General features: G+C 71.7%; 10 protein-coding genes. 5 read left to right on the forward strand and 5 right to left on the reverse strand.

Annotated features, from left to right (window positions below; translation table 11 throughout):
* Positions 1-3: 3 nt before the first annotated feature.
* Together JJ691_RS42200 and eccE are read right to left on the reverse strand one after the other, a co-directional pair.
* A complete protein-coding gene (locus JJ691_RS42200) occupies positions 4-738 on the reverse strand; it encodes a hypothetical protein (protein WP_211765029.1) in 735 nt (244 codons plus the stop codon).
* Positions 735-2,051 (reverse strand): type VII secretion protein EccE, encoded by a 1,317-nt coding sequence (gene eccE / locus JJ691_RS42205; protein ID WP_211765030.1) that lies wholly within the window; start codon positions 2,049-2,051, stop codon positions 735-737. Before eccE ends, JJ691_RS42200 begins: the two co-directional genes overlap by 4 nt.
* A gap of 134 nt (positions 2,052-2,185) precedes the next feature.
* Between eccE and eccB the strand changes: the two genes are divergently transcribed.
* The 3 genes from eccB to JJ691_RS42220 all read left to right on the forward strand — a co-directional run bounded on the left by eccB (position 2,186) and on the right by JJ691_RS42220 (position 5,245).
* Positions 2,186-3,814 carry a type VII secretion protein EccB gene (gene eccB / locus JJ691_RS42210; protein WP_211765031.1) on the forward strand — a complete coding sequence of 543 codons (1,629 nt, stop codon included), beginning with the start codon at positions 2,186-2,188 and terminating at the stop codon, positions 3,812-3,814.
* 61 nt (positions 3,815-3,875) lie between these two features.
* Complete coding sequence (locus tag JJ691_RS42215; RefSeq protein WP_211765032.1) at positions 3,876-4,181, forward strand: hypothetical protein; 306 nt, start codon at positions 3,876-3,878, stop codon at positions 4,179-4,181.
* Positions 4,178-5,245 carry a WXG100 family type VII secretion target gene (locus JJ691_RS42220; protein WP_211765033.1) on the forward strand — a complete coding sequence of 356 codons (1,068 nt, stop codon included), beginning with the start codon at positions 4,178-4,180 and terminating at the stop codon, positions 5,243-5,245. The genes JJ691_RS42215 and JJ691_RS42220 overlap by 4 nt, the downstream gene beginning before the upstream one ends.
* Positions 5,246-5,248: 3 nt before the next feature.
* On the opposite strand, the gene JJ691_RS42225 is transcribed toward JJ691_RS42220, so the two are convergent.
* The 3 genes from JJ691_RS42225 to eccD form a co-directional block, all read right to left on the reverse strand.
* Positions 5,249-5,659 (reverse strand): hypothetical protein, encoded by a 411-nt coding sequence (locus JJ691_RS42225; protein ID WP_211765034.1) that lies wholly within the window; start codon positions 5,657-5,659, stop codon positions 5,249-5,251.
* Between the two features lie 64 nt (positions 5,660-5,723).
* The gene (mycP, locus tag JJ691_RS42230) at positions 5,724-7,187 is read right to left on the reverse strand and encodes a type VII secretion-associated serine protease mycosin (protein ID WP_211765035.1); all 1,464 of its coding nucleotides are present in this window, start codon (positions 7,185-7,187) and stop codon (positions 5,724-5,726) included.
* A 6-nt stretch (positions 7,188-7,193) separates the two neighbouring features.
* A complete protein-coding gene (eccD, locus tag JJ691_RS42235) occupies positions 7,194-8,591 on the reverse strand; it encodes a type VII secretion integral membrane protein EccD (protein ID WP_211765036.1) in 1,398 nt (465 codons plus the stop codon).
* Positions 8,592-8,790: 199 nt separating this feature from the next.
* Here eccD and eccCa point away from each other — a divergent pair, with 199 nt between their 5' ends.
* On the forward strand, positions 8,791-12,783 hold the full coding sequence (gene eccCa / locus JJ691_RS42240) for a type VII secretion protein EccCa (RefSeq protein ID WP_211765037.1): 3,993 nt from the start codon (positions 8,791-8,793) through the stop codon (positions 12,781-12,783).
* Between the two features lies 1 nt (position 12,784).
* Positions 12,785-14,587 carry a type VII secretion-associated protein gene (locus JJ691_RS42245; protein WP_211765038.1) on the forward strand — a complete coding sequence of 601 codons (1,803 nt, stop codon included), beginning with the start codon at positions 12,785-12,787 and terminating at the stop codon, positions 14,585-14,587.
* Positions 14,588-14,593 lie beyond the last annotated feature (6 nt).

Genomic DNA, 14,593 nt, shown 5'->3' on the forward strand with positions numbered 1-14,593 from the left:
CGGTCAGTCGCCCCGGCGGACCGGACCCAGGATCTTCTTCTCGCCCTCGTTGGTGATCAGCCGGATCGGCATCCACAGGTCCTGGCCGAACGCCAGCACGTGGTCGTCGCGCAGCTGGGCCAGCTCGTTGACCATGGCCGGGTTGAGCCGCCAGATCCGGGCGGCCAGCTGGGCCTGGGCCGCCTGCAGCCGCTGGATCAGCACCAGATCGGCGTTCACGGCCAGCGAGCCGGCCTGCGGGTGCAGGTAGGGCAGCACGTACATGGTGGTCTGCCACGGCGTGCGCGGCGGCAGCAGCTCGACCGGGGTGGCGCCGCCGTCGTGCACGACCAGCACCGGGTTGTCCTCGGTGCCGTCGGGCAGCTCGATCGGCGAGAGCCGGCGGATCGACACGACCGGCAGCGGCCGCTCGTTCGGGCCGGTCATGGTGGCCTGGGACAGCGCCTGCCAGGCCTGCGGCCGACCGGTCGCGATGATCACCAGCGCGCCCACGGCCAGCGCCCGCAGGGCCAGCTGGCGGGCCAGGTACAGGCCGCCGAGCGCGACCACCCGGGTGGGCAGCGGGCGCAGCAGGGAGACGCTGGCCGGCTCGTTGCGCGGGTCGCTGCCGATCAGCATGCCGCCACGCTCGGCCGACGGACTGACGGCGTCCAGCAGCTCGGGCGAGGCCAGGAACTCGGGGGCCAGGCCGCCGACCTTGCCCATGGTGTCGCGGGACCGGGTCTGACCGGTGCTCATGCCCATCCTCCGAACGGCAGGGTCGCGGCCAGCGCGGACGTCTGCAGGCCGCGCAGCGGGGTGATGGCGAACCCGAGCTGATCGGACAGCTTGTCCAGCCGGTCCTCGGCCCGGCCCAGCTCGGCCGGGGTGCGGGCGCTGATCCGGACCAGCCCGCGCAGGCCGACCTGGCCGTCCTGGCCGCCGGGGGAGATGGCCAGGCTCACCGTCGAGGACAGCGCCCGGATGCTGGTGAACGCATTCAAGCCGGCGGCCACGCCGCCGCTGGGCCAGCCGGTGATCGAGTAGCTGGAGTGGCCGACGCCGGCGGCGGTGACGCCGCCCCACTTCTCGACCAGCCCGACCCGGCCCTCGGCGCCCACCGCGCCGGTCAGCTCGCCGATGGCGATGCCGGTGGACAGCAGCTCGTCGGGGGCCAGCGGGCGGGTCGGCACGCCGCGGCCCTCCAGGGCGCTGCGCACCCGGGACAGCGCGCCGATCAGCGCCCGGTGCGCGCCGACGACGCCGCCGCCGCGCTCGCGGATGGCCGCGCCGCAGCGCCGCGGGTCCAGCCGGACCGCGACCAGCGTGGTGCGCCGGGCCGAGGTCGGCAGTGCGCCGATCACCTCCATGTAGGAGGACATGGCCGGCGTGGTCGGCGGCAGCATGGTGCTGCCGGGGTAGCAGTGCCACAGCACGCGGATCGAGTCCAGCACCACGCCGCGGTCCTCAAGGCACGGGGCGAGCGCCCCGATCGGCAGGTTCGGCGCCTTGCCGATGGGCGCGACGAGCTGCGGCTCCAGCTCGACCCGCAGCACGGCCGTCCAGACGCCCTCCTGCCAAGCCATGCCGACCGGCGCGCGCTCGTGGTCCACGGTGTGGGCGACGACGAGGTCCGGCACCGCGAGCCGGAGCAGCGCGACCCGGGCGTCCTCGGCGCCGATGACCTTGGTCTCGCCATCCTCGTCCAGCGGGGCGGCGCTCTCGGCCGGCGCGGTCGCGCGGGTGTGCGAGCGGAGCAGGTAGCGCAGGGTCAGGCCCACCCACTGGGTGAACCAACGACCACTCCACCGGATGAACATCAGGATGAGGGCCACGCCCACGATGCCGCCGGCGACCGGCAGCAGCGAGGTGTCGACGGCGAGCAGTCCGAGACCGACGGCGACACCGATCTCCAGCACGACCAGGTTGGCGACCGGCAGGCCGCCGATGCTGGCGCCGGCCTTGCGGCGGCGGGCCGGCGGCACCCGCCGTGGCGGCTCCGGGGCGGCCTTCGCCTGTGGCGGGGGCGCGCCCTTGCTGGGCGGGCCCGGGCGTTGCGTGGTCACGGACATCCGCTCGTTCTTCCCCTCGTGTGCGCTGCGATATCGGACGGTGGCCGATCGTTCGTGCCGAAGCGCGCCCGGCCGGCACGGCCTCCCGCTATCCTGCGAAACCGTACCGCGAACGGGAGAGCTGCGAGCCGCGAATGCCATCGACACCCACGAGCAAGTCCCAGGTCCAGGCGTACCGATTCATGCTGAAGCGGATGGAGTCCGCCTTGGTGCGCAAGGACTCGGTCATGATGCACGATCCGATGGGCTCGCACATGCGCTCGGCGGTGGTCGGTGTGCTGCTGGCCATGGTCGCGGCCATCGGCTTCGTGCTGTTCGCGGTGCTGAGCCCGGCGGGCTCGGTGCCGGAGTCCAACGGCGTGGTGATCGGCAAGCAGTCCGGCGCCGTGTACGCGTTGATCAATGACGCCAACAACAAGCCGCGGCTGGTGCCCACGTTCAATGTGACGTCGGCTCGGCTGATCCTGTTGGCCAACAGCAGCGGCGGCGGTGGCGCCTCGGCCCAGGGCGGCAGCTCGCCCGCGGCGGCCGCGCCCTCGGTGGTCGACGACGACGCGCTGCAGGGCCTGCCCCGCGACAAGAAGCAGGGCATTGTGGACGGTCCGCAGCTGCTTCCCGTTGGCCCGCAACGGGTCAGCAATGACTGGGCGGTCTGCGACACGCTCCCGGACAACGCCACCGCGACCAGCGGCACGCCCACCACGACGGTGCTCGGCGGTGTGCCCAACATCGGCAACGAGATCGATTCGAGCGACCAGTTCCTGGTCACGCCGAACGCCGGCAAGGACTACTACCTGATCTTCCGGAAGTCGCAGTACAGCCACAATCCAGAGCTGAAGAACTCCGCCGTGGTCAAGGCCAAGGTCGACATGAGCTCCTCGGCCGCCGGCACCTACCAGCTGCGCAAGCAGGACGCCCGGCCGATCAGCAGCGCGGTGCTCAACGCGATCCCGGGCACCATCGACATGACGGCGCCCGACATCATCGGCCACGGCCAGACTCCGTCCTATTCGGTGCCGGCCGGCGCCAAGATCGGTGAGATCCTGCGCACCAAGCAGCTCGACGGCAGCACTCAGTCCTACGTGCTGACGGCGACCGGCAAGCACCTGGTCTCGCCGCAGGCCGCCCAGGCGGTGGAGGACGTGCACGGCAGCCCGAAGCATGACGTCGGATCGAACGACGTGGTGGGCATCCCCGACGACACCTCGTACCTGCCGGTGGACGACTACCCCACGCAGGTCGCCTCCGGCACGCCGCTGTCCAGCGCCGACTACCCGTCGATGTGCGCGGTGTGGAGCTACCCCAACAACGCTCCGTCCCTGACCGTGCGGATCACGCAGAACCACCAGCCGGTGGTGCCGGCCGGCAAGGCCCCGATGAAGTTGAGCAACCCGAGCACCGCCGGGCAGCTGGTCAGCAACTTCTACCTGCCGACCGGCCAGGCCGCCGTGGTGCGGGACAGCACGTCCAGCGCCGACGCGGCCGCCGGGCCGATCTACATCATCTCCGATCTGGGCGTGAAGTACGGCTTCGCCTCGTCCCTGACCGGCATGACGCCGGACCAGGTGGCGGCCGGCATCGGGCTCGGCGATCCGACGAGCTATCCGCCGGCCCCGGACGCGATCATCCGGCTGCTGCCGCAGGGCACCGCGCTCGACCCGGCGGCCGCGCTGCGCACCTACGACACGATGCAGCCGCCGGCCACCGCCGGCAACTACCCGAACTCGCTGCCGGGCCAGCAACAGCAGACCGGCGGGAACTGAACGCGGCCCGGGCGCGTCGAAGGGACCGAATCAGCCGACGGGAGGGGACAACGTGAGCGGCGTGAGGATCGATCCGGACTGGATCGCGAGCTATGCCAAGACCGTGTCCCGCTCGGCCACCGATCTCGGGTCGGCCCGCGACGCACTCAAGGGCGCGCCGCTGCCGGCCGGCTCCTTCGGCCAGCTCGGGCGCAACACCGGGGCCGACACCGCGTACGCACAGGCCGCACAGGCCCTGTCCGACCAGCTGAGCCGAGCGGTGGACGCGCTCACCGCGGCCGCCGAGGGCCTGGCCAAGACCGCCGGCCACTACGGCTCGCACGACCAGGACATCGCGGCCCTGCTGAAGAAGGCGGGTGGCCAGTGAGCGCGTCGCCGGCCCACCTGGACTACCTGTCGCAGATCAGCCGCCAGCTGGGCGTGACCGATCCCGTCGAGGAGTACTACGCGCCGCTGGTCGGCAAGTGGTCCGCGCTGCGGGACGAGGCCGACCGCTGGCGCACCGCGGCCAAGGCCGCCGGCGAGGTCACCGACACCCTGACCAAGTCGCTGGGCGGCCTGGACGCCTCGTGGCAGGGCAAGGACGCCGACTCGTTCATGGCCTACATGCAGTCCTACGGCCTGTCCGGGCACGACCTCGCCGACGCCATGACCGCGATGGCCGACGCGTTGCAGCAGACCGCCGACCACGTCGAGCACCTCGTGGACCAGTTGGGCGACGTGCTGGCCGACAGCGCCGACACGGTGTCGGACGCGCTGTCCGTGCCGGTGCATGGCGAGAAGCGGGCCACCGAGCACCTCGACGACCAGCGCGAGCCGACCAAGCAGCTGTTCGAGTCGGTGCGGGACGTGTTGGAGGCGTTCACCAAGCTCTGCGGCGGCGACGCCTTCTCCAAGATCACCGTGCAGCACCCGATGCCGAGCTCGAACTGGTCCTACGACTACGCCCCACCGCAGGCTCCCGCTGCCACGGTTCCGGCCGCCGCTGGAACATCGACGGCCGCTGGGACGCCGACCGCCGCTGGGACAGCATCGGCCGCCGGCCACAGCGCGCCCACTGACACCGCTGCGGCGGCTGCCGCCTTGGCCGGCGGACATGCCGGTGGCGCAGGCGGTGCGATGCCCGCCGCTGCCGGGATCGGAGCCGCCCCGACGCAGGCTCCCAGCGCCGGCAACGTCTCCGGCGTGGCCGAGCAGGCCGCAGTCGAGCACCCCACGCCCCCACCCGCCGCCGCTTCAGCGGCCCCGGTCAGCGCCGCTCAGGGCGGGGCCGGCAGCGGCATGGGCATGATGGGTGGCATGGGCGGCGGTCAGAAGGGCCAGGGCGGCGAGGACACCGAGCACAAGTCCAAGATCCGGCTCAGCGGCGACCTGCGGGACCTGCTCGGCACCCCCGAGAAGACCGCGCCCACGGTCATCGGCGAGAAGTAGCGGTCAGCACAGTTCGACGGCATCGGCCCGGTCGTTGTTGTTGCCCAGATTGCCCTGCTGGGCGGCGTTGGCCCAGCCGCCGGTGCTCAGCCGGCCGAGCACGACCCGCTGGCTGCCCACGTAGTCCAGCAGGCACACGGTCATGTGTTTGCCCCCGTTCTGTGGGATCGGACCGGACACCTCCCAGCTGCGCACGTGGTCGTGGGCCTTGCTGTTCTTCAGGTCCCAATGTGACGACCCCGGACACAGCGCGTTGCTGTCCAGCTCGTTGCCGAGGTTCTCCTGGGCGAAGAGGTGGATCCAGGCCATGTCCCGGTTCGAGCATCCGGCCGCGGGCGTGGCCAGGGCGGTGGCCGGAATCGCCAGCAGTGCGGCGGCCAGCGTGCTGACGCAGAACAGCGATCGGGTGCGCATGGACTGATTCTGGCAACGGAAAGGGGCCCCGCAACCGCGAGGCCCCTTCACTTTCGAGCGATGCTCACATACGTAGGCGTTGCTGCGCCGGCTTGTGGTTGCGGCGGGAGCGGTTGGTCGCGTGCACCACGAACAGCGTGATCAGCAACAGCGCCACGCCGATCAGGGTGCCGTACATGGCGTACATCATCGGCGACACGCTCTTCACCTCGGCCACGCCGACATCGGAGGGCAGCTGCCGGCCGGCGACGGGCTTGGGCGAGTTGGGCTCGCCCGGGATCACCGCGGTCAGCGCGGCCACCGGGTCGATCATGCCGTAGCCGACCTGGTTGTTGCGGCCGGACGGCGTGCCCGGGTGCTGCGCGGTCATCTCGATCCGGTGCATCACGTCATACGCGTTGAGGTTCGGGAACCTGTCCTTCACCAGTGCGGCCAGCCCGGCCACGTACGGCGCGGCGAAGCTGGTGCCCTGCAACGGCTGCGCCTGGCCGTTGCTGCCGGTCTCCATGTTGGCCAGGCCGCTGTTGGTGCCCGGATCGAGGGTGATGATTCCGGTGCCCGGGCCGGCGACGCTCACCCACGGCCCCCACATGGAGAAGCTGGCCGGTGCGCCCGGGGTCTGCTGGTTGGCATTGTCGGTGGCGATTGCGGCGACCGACAGCACGTCGTCGGTGAACCAGGCTGGCGACTCGATCCACTTGGGCTTGTTGGGATCCGGTCGGTCGTTCTGGGTATTGCAGGTCGACCCCTGCTCGAGGTTGCCTGCGGCGGCCACGATCACCACGCCCTTGTCGTGCACGGCATAGTGGATCGCGTTCTGTAGCAGGGTCTGCGAGAGGCCCTGGGCTGGCACCAGGCAGGCCGACAGCGAAATGTTGATCACGGTGGCGTTGTGGTCGGCCGCGGTCAGGATGGCGTATGCCAACGTGTTCGACGTGCCGGCGCCGACCTCGTTCTGCGAGTCCGCCGTCTTCATCTTGATCGACGGGCTGGTCTGGCGGATCGGCAGGATCTTCGCCTTCGGTGCCACGCCCTGGAAGCCGACGTCCATGCCGGTGGTGTCCGCGCCGATGATGCCGGCGACCTCGGTGCCGTGACCGTCGCAGTCCGTCTTGTCGACGTTCGCGACGCCGGCGAGGTAGTCCTGCTGGTCCAGCAACCGGCCGGTGAACTCCTTGTGCTGGTTCACGCCGCTGTCGATCACGGCCACCGTCTGGGTGGCGCCCTCGGAGTACTTGTGCGCCTCGTCCAGCCGCAGCCAGGTCTGCCCGTTGGGTGGCTCCTTGATCTGCCCGCCGCCGGTCGACGTGACGCACCGTTGGCTCTCGGTGTACGTCGCGCCCGGGGTCACCGCGTTCTTGTCTACCGGCAGGTTATGCGGCTCGCCGGTGTAGTTCAGCGGCGGCGGGGCCCACGCGTTGGCGCTGGCGGCCGGGGCGGCGTCCTGCGCCAGCGCGGGGGCCAGGCCGGGGCCGAGCAGGCCGACCACGACGGCCGCCGCGAGCGCGGATGTCCTAGTGATCAGCATGATCCCTCAGAGGTTCAGGTGGCGCAGGGTGCTGTAGAGGTCCATCACGGCCAGCGCCAGCGGCACCACCGCGACGATGCAGATCGCCTCGAACACGTCGACCGAGCGGCGCAGCACCGGCGAGAACTTCTGGCCGGGGAAGGCGACGCCGAGCACCAGGGCGGCCGCGCCGACCACGACCAGCGTGCCGAACACCCACAGCAGCCGGCCGAACGGGTCGGACAGCCAGATCCAGCCGGCCAGCACGCCGCCGCCGGCGACGATGCCGCTGGCCAGCAGGGCGACCGCCTGGCTGCCGTTGGCGTAGGTGCGCGAGCGCAGCAGCATCACCAGCGTGACCACGACGGCGAAGACCGGGCCCCACACGGTGCCGGAGGTGGCGGCCAGCACGGCGGCGACGGCGGTGGTGACGCCGGCGCCGATGATCATGCCGGTCATGTACTCGTGGGCGAGGCCGGCTCGCTTCTCGATCATGGCGTACTCGGGGAAGCCGCCGTCGTCCTTGAGGTCCTCGGCGTTGCTCGGCACGTTGGGCAGCGGCAGCTTGGCCAGCCGGATGGTGAACCGCGGCAGCCAGGACAGCGCCACCAGCGACACGGCGGCCGCGCCGGCCGCCACGCCGGCGATCGGCTGGGTGTCCAGCAGCGCGCCGACCAGGAAGGCCAGCCAGCCGAGGGTGGACGCGGTGGCGGCGGCGATGAACACCGTGACCCCCGAGCCGACCAGCAGGATGCACGCCCAGGAGACGATCATCACCAGCAGGCAGGCCAACAGCAGGCTCCACCGGGTGGGATCGCCGGGAATGATGTAGAGGCCGGCCACGAAGGCCATCGGCAGGCCGCCGGCGGCCGCCACGATCACACCGGTGGTCGGCGCCTGGTAGACCCGGGTCAGCACGGCCCCGACCGCGACGCTGGCGAACATCGCCACGCCGGCGGCGATGGCGGCGACCAGACCGTAGCCGCCGGACAGCAGCGGACCGGCCAGCAGCACCGCGACGGCCGCCCCGATCAGCGCGGCGGTGCCGGCCACGTGGCCGATTCGCCTTGCCGTCTCGGGGGTCCACGGCCGGAAGCTGTCCGGAGTGGACTCCGCGATGGCGTCCACGACGTCGTCGTACAGCGGTGGCGGCGGATTCTCCGAACGGCGCCGCAGCTGCAGCAGGTCGCCGTCGACGACGCCGAGCGAGGCCAGCGTGCGGCTCGCGTCCAGCGGAGTCTCGCCCAGCTTGGCCAGACACCAGCCGCCGTGCCGCGCGCCGCCGTCCGGCTTGACCTCCTTGGCCATGTGCAACAGCATCGGCATCAGGTCGGCAACCGCGACGTCGGACGGCAAGGCGACGTCGATGCGTGTCTGCGGCGCGACCACGGTCACCCGGCTGAACACCGTCGTACCGGTTGCCACCAGGGCCCCCTCATCTTTCGGTCTCGTGTGGACTCACGCCACCGTGCGCACCCGTTCCGCACCCGAACTCCGCGAACCGGCCGCGCGCTGTCGGTGGCCGCCCCTAGTATGGCCGCACCGGCCCGGCCGGGAACGGCGGTTCCGGTGAAGACGTTCCAATGGGTTTAGATCCACCCCCGACCCGAAGAGGTGTGTCCCGGTGAGCACGCTCCAGTTCAGGCGTCAGGCGCGCCTTGCCGCCCCGCGGCCGCCCGGCGGTGAGGTGCACCTGGAGCCGCCGCCCGAGCTGCCCCGGGTCATCCCCGGCAACGTGGTGATGAAGGTGCTGCCGATCGTCATGATCGTGGCGTCGGTGGGCATGATGGGCTACATGTTCGCGGCGCCCGGCGCCAAGAACCCGCAGACGATCATGATGGGTGGCTTCTTCCTGATCTCCACCGTCGGCATGATGGCCGGCGGCGGCGGTGGCCGCGGCGGTTCGCAGCGCAAGGCCGAGATGAACGAGGACCGCAAGGACTACCTGCGCTACCTCGGCCAGATGCGGGAGCGCGCCCGGGACGCGGCCGACGAGCAGCGGGCCGCGCTGGAGTGGAACCACCCAGACCCGCAGGCGCTGTGGTCGATGGCCACCACCCGGCGGATGTGGGAGCGCCGGCAGACCGACCCCGACTTCGGCCACGTGCGCATCGCCCGCGGCTCGCAGCGGCTGGCCACCCGCCTGGTGCCGCCGCAGACCGGTCCGGTCGACGAGCTGGAGCCGATCGCCACCCTGGCGCTGCGCCGCTTCGTGCGCGCCCACTCGATCGTGCCCGAGCTGCCGACCATGATCACCATGCGTGGCTTCGCGGCCATCTCGATGCTGGGCGAGCGGGACCAGACCCGCGCCCTGGCCCGGGCCATGGTCGGCCAGCTGGTCACCTTCCACTCGCCCGAGGACCTACTGGTCGCCGTGGTCAGCGCCGGCCGGGCCAAGCACGAGTGGGAATGGTGCAAGTGGCTGCCGCACGCCCAACACCCGACCGCGGTGGACGGCATCGGGCAGATGCGGCTGATGTCCGGCTCGCTGCAGCAGGTCGAGGACTGGCTGCAGGACCTGACCAAGGACCGCCAGCGGTTCCAGCGCAACGCCCCGCCGCTGACCGACCAGCCGCACATCCTGATCATCGTCGACGACGGCGAGATCAGCCGCGAGGAGCAGATCATCCTCGACGAGGGCCTGGTCGGCGTGACCCTGCTCGACCTGTCTGACTCGCTGGGCAACCTGGCCGCCCGCCGCGGCCTGCGGCTGGTGGTGGAGCCGGACCGGCTTGGCGCCCGCAGCAACGCCGGCGTGGAGTGGTTCGGCCAGCCCGACGGCCTGAGCGTGGCCGAGGCCGAGGCGCTGGCCCGGCGGCTGGCCCCGTTCCGCATCGGCGGCCAGGAGGCCACCGGCGGTGAGGACCAGCCGCTGCTCAACGCCAACCCGCCGATCCTGGAGCTGCTGGGCATCCCCGGCGACCCGATGACCTTCGAGATCGGGCAGGCCTGGCGGCCGCGGCCGAAGTCGGACCGGTACAAGATCCCGTTCGGCGTCGGCGAGTTCGGCCAGTCCGTGGACCTGGACATCAAGGAGGCGGCCGAGGGCGGCATGGGCCCGCACGGCCTGTGCATCGGCGCCACCGGCTCCGGCAAGTCGGAGTTCCTGCGCACCCTGGTGCTGGGCCTGCTGGCCACCCACTCGTCCACCGCGCTGAACATGATCCTGGTGGACTTCAAGGGTGGCGCGACCTTCCTCGGCCTGGACGACGCGCCGCACGTGGCCGCGGTCATCACCAACCTGTCCGGCGACCTCACCCTGGTCGACCGCATGAAGGACGCCATCGCCGGCGAGGTGTCCCGCCGCCAGGAAGTGCTGGCCAAGGGCAACTACAAGAACGTCTGGGACTACGAGAGCGCCCGCGAGAAGGGCGCCGACCTCGACCCGCTGCCGGCCCTGTTCATCTGCATCGACGAGTTCTCCGAGATGCTGACGGCCAAGCCGGACTTCATCGACATCTTCCTCCAGATCGGCCGGGTCGGCCGGTCGCTGCAGATGCACATGCTGCTGGCCTCGCAGCGGCTGGAGGAAGGCAAGCTGCGCGGCCTGGACACCTACCTGTCCTACCGGATCGGTCTGAAGACCTTCTCCGCGTCGGAGTCCCGGGCGGTGCTCGGCGTGCCCGACGCCTACGAGCTGCCGCCCATCCCCGGCTCGGGCTACCTGGCCGTGCAGGGCGAGCCGATGACCCGGTTCAAGGCCGCCTACGTGTCCGGCCCGTACCGGCCGGCCGGCATGATCGCCGGCCCGGCCACGCCCGCCGGCATCAGCGGCGACCGCCGGCCCAAGTACTTCGTGCCGGACTTCGTGGAGATCCCCAAGGAGCCGGAGAAGCCGCGCGAGGTCGTCAAGGAGAAGCCCAAGGACGACGACAAGATCGAGCCCAGCGTGCTGGAGGTCATCGTCGGCCGGCTGGTCGGCCAGGGCGCGCCGGCCCACGAGGTGTGGCTGCCGCCGCTGAACGAGCCGCAGTCGCTGGACATGCTGCTGCCGCCGCTGACCGCAACCCCGGACCGGGGCATCTACCCGCAGGGCTACCAGGGCTACCTGCAGATCCCGCTGGGCCTGGTGGACAAGCCGTTCGACCAGCGCCGCGACCCGTTCTGGGCCGACTTCTCCGGCGCGGCCGGCCACGGCGCGGTCGTCGGCGGCCCGCAGTCCGGCAAGTCCATGCTGCTGCGCACGCTGATCATGTCGACGGCCGTCACGCACACCCCCGAGGAGGTCCAGTTCTACTGCCTGGACCTCGGCGGCGGCACGCTCTCGCCGCTGGAGGCGCTGCCGCATGTCGGCGGCGTGGCCGGCCGGCTGGAGCCGGACAAGGCCCGCCGCATGGTGGCCGAGCTGACCGGCCTGATCGCCGAGCGGGAGCAGCGCTTCCGCGCCGCCGGCATCGACGGCATGGTGGAGTTCCGCAATCGCAAGCGGCGCGGCGAGATCGCCGACGACCCGTACGGCGACGTCTTCGTGATCATCGACGGCTGGCTGAACTTCCGCCAGGAGTTCGAGGCGCTGGAGCAGTCCATCCTCAACCTGGCCGCGCAGGGCCTGTCCTTCGGCATCCACGTGATCATCTCGGCCAACCGGTGGGCCGAGATCCGGCCGGCGCTCAAGGACCTCATGGGCACCCGGTTCGAGCTGCGGCTGGGCGACCCGAGCGAGTCCGAGTTCGACCGCAAGGTGGCGGTGAACGTGCCGGTCGGCCGGCCCGGCCGCGGCCTGACCCCGGACCGGCTGCACTTCCTGACCGCGCTGCCGCGCATCGACTCCTCGTCCAACGTGGGAGACGTGGCCGCGGGTGTGCAGGACGCCATCGGCAAGATCACCGGGGCCTGGCGCGGCCCGGTCGCGCCGCAGGTCCGGCTGCTGCCGGAGCTGCTGCCCTACGAGCAGCTGCCGGTGCCCCAGCAGCAGCGCAACCCGCGTCTCATCCCGATCGGCGTCAACGAGGACGGCTTGGCGCCGGTGTTCCTCGACTTCGACAACGACTCGCACTTCTTCGCGTTCGCCGAGGGCGAGTCCGGCAAGACGAACCTGCTGCGGACCGTGGTGCGGGGCATCATGACCCGATACAGCACCGCCGAGGCGGTCATCCTGCTGGTCGACTACCGGCGCACGATGCTCGGCTTCGTCGACACCGACCACCTGCTCAGCTACGTGGTGTCGGCCAACCAGCTGGGCGACACCGTCAACGACGTGCGCAACTCGCTCAAGGGCCGGCTGCCCGGCCCGGACGTCACGCAGGAGCAGCTCAAGGCCCGGTCCTGGTGGAAGGGGCCGGAGGTGTTTGTCGTGGTCGACGACTATGACCTGGTCGCCACCCAGAGCGGCAACCCGCTGCAGCCGCTGGCCGAGTTCCTGCCGCAGGCCAAGGACGTCGGCCTGCACATGATCCTGGCCCGCCGCTCCGGCGGCGCCAGCCGGGCGCTGTTCGACCCGGTGATCGGCAAGCTGCGCGAGATCGCCGCGCCGGGCATGGTGATGAGCTGCAGCAAGGACGAGGGCGTGCTGATCGGCACGTACAAGCCGCAGATCCTGCCGCCGGGCCGGGGCGTGATCGTGACCCGCAAGCTGGGCCAGCAGCTCATGCAGACCGCGTGGCTGCCGGGCGAGTGAGTTGACAGTCCATGTAGCGGTCGACTTCGGCACGTCCAGCACGTGCGTCGCGGTGGCCGTCGACGGCCGCGAGCCGCAGCTGGTCGTGCTGGAGGGCGGCACGCCGGTGATGCCGTCGGCGGTCTTCGCCGACCGCGGCGGCACGCTGTTCGTCGGGCAGGAGGCGGAGCGGCAGGCGGCGGTCGACCCGTCGCGGTACGAGCCGAACCCCAAGCGGCGCATCGACGAGGGGAAGCTGCTGCTCGGCGACACCGTGCTGAACGTGCTGGACGTGGTGCGGGCCGTGCTGGTCCGTGCCACCAACGAGGCGCGGCGGCTGGTCGGCGGGGCGCGTATCGACCTGCTGGTGCTGACCCACCCGGCCGACTGGGGCGCGGTCCGCACCCGGATCCTGCGCCAGGCCGGGCAGGGGCTGGGCGCGGAGCTGTCGCTGGTGCCGGAACCGGTGGCCGCGGCGGTGTTCCACTCGGCGTCCACGGCCATGCCCGACGGCGCGGCGCTGGCCGTGCTGGACCTGGGCGGCGGCACTGTGGACGCCAGCGTGGTGCGTCGGCGCGGGGCGTCGTTCGAGGTGCTGGCCACTCGGGGCGAGCCGAACTTCGGCGGCGCGGACATCGACCAGGCGCTGCTGGAACACGTCGGCACGCTGGTGTCGGGCCAGGACCCGCAGGCGTGGCAGGCGTTGGTGGAGGGCCGGGAGATGGCCGACCGCCGACGTCGCCGGGTGCTGCGGCAGGACGTGCGCGGGGCCAAGGAAACGTTGTCCCGGCACGCTTACACCGATGTGCCGATGCCGCCGCCGTTCCCGGACGCCCATGTCACGCGGGCCGATCTGGAACGGGTCGTCGGCCCCCAGCTGGGGCGGGCGGCCGACCTCGTCGCCGACACCGTCCGGGCCGCGCGGCTAACGTCCGGCGAGCTGAGCACCGTGTTCCTGGTCGGCGGTTCCAGCCGGATTCCGTTGGTGGCACGGCTGGTGCACGAGCGGACCGGCGTGCTGCCGACCACTTTGGACCAACCGGAGACGATCGTGGCCCGCGGCGCGCTGCGCGTCGTCACGCTTGATCCACATCGGACCGGGGCGTTCCCGGGGGTGCGGCCGCCGAGCCCGATGCAGCAGCCGCTGGAGACGCCGAGCCCCGGCTACCCGGCGGTGCAGGTCGGCGGGGCGGGGCCGATGCCGGCCGGGGCGGCGGACGTCACCCGTCCTGTGCCGGCAAGCCTGCCCCCGACGCCGGTTCCAGCTTCGGTGAGCCCGCCGCCCGTTGCCGTGAAGACCCGGGGCAAGTGGCTGCCGTGGATCGTCGTCGGCTCGGTGGTGCTGGTGATCGCCGCCGGCGTGGCGGTGTTCCGGCTGGCCACCGCCGGCCCGGACGGCAAGCCGGTGGCGCAGTACGACTACCGCTTCACCGCCCCGCCGGGCTGGAGCCAGGTCGGCGGCGACGCGTCCCACCGCGAGGTGCAGCTCAAGCCGGACGGCTCGACCAGCCAGAACCTGATCGACGTGCAGGAGCGGGCCCTGAACTACGACGCCACGGCCCAGCGCGACCTGGCGGTCAGCCAGGTGCGGGCGGCGGTGGCGGCCGGCGGCTCCGCGTACGCCGGTTTCGCGGACAACGTCAGCTTCGGCGGCAAGGATGTCCTCTACTACAACGAGCAGCGGGACGGCGCGTCGGTCGACTGGTACGTGGTGCTCAAGGGCAAGGCGCAGGTCAGCGTCGGCTGCCAGTACCCGGCCGGCGGCAAGGACGCCGTGCAGGCCGCGTGCGAGCAGGTCGTGAGCACGCTGGCGGTGCAGGCCTGAGGAGGG

This window comes from Kutzneria sp. CA-103260 (genome assembly GCF_018263855.1).
Taxonomy (GTDB): domain Bacteria; phylum Actinomycetota; class Actinomycetes; order Mycobacteriales; family Pseudonocardiaceae; genus Kutzneria.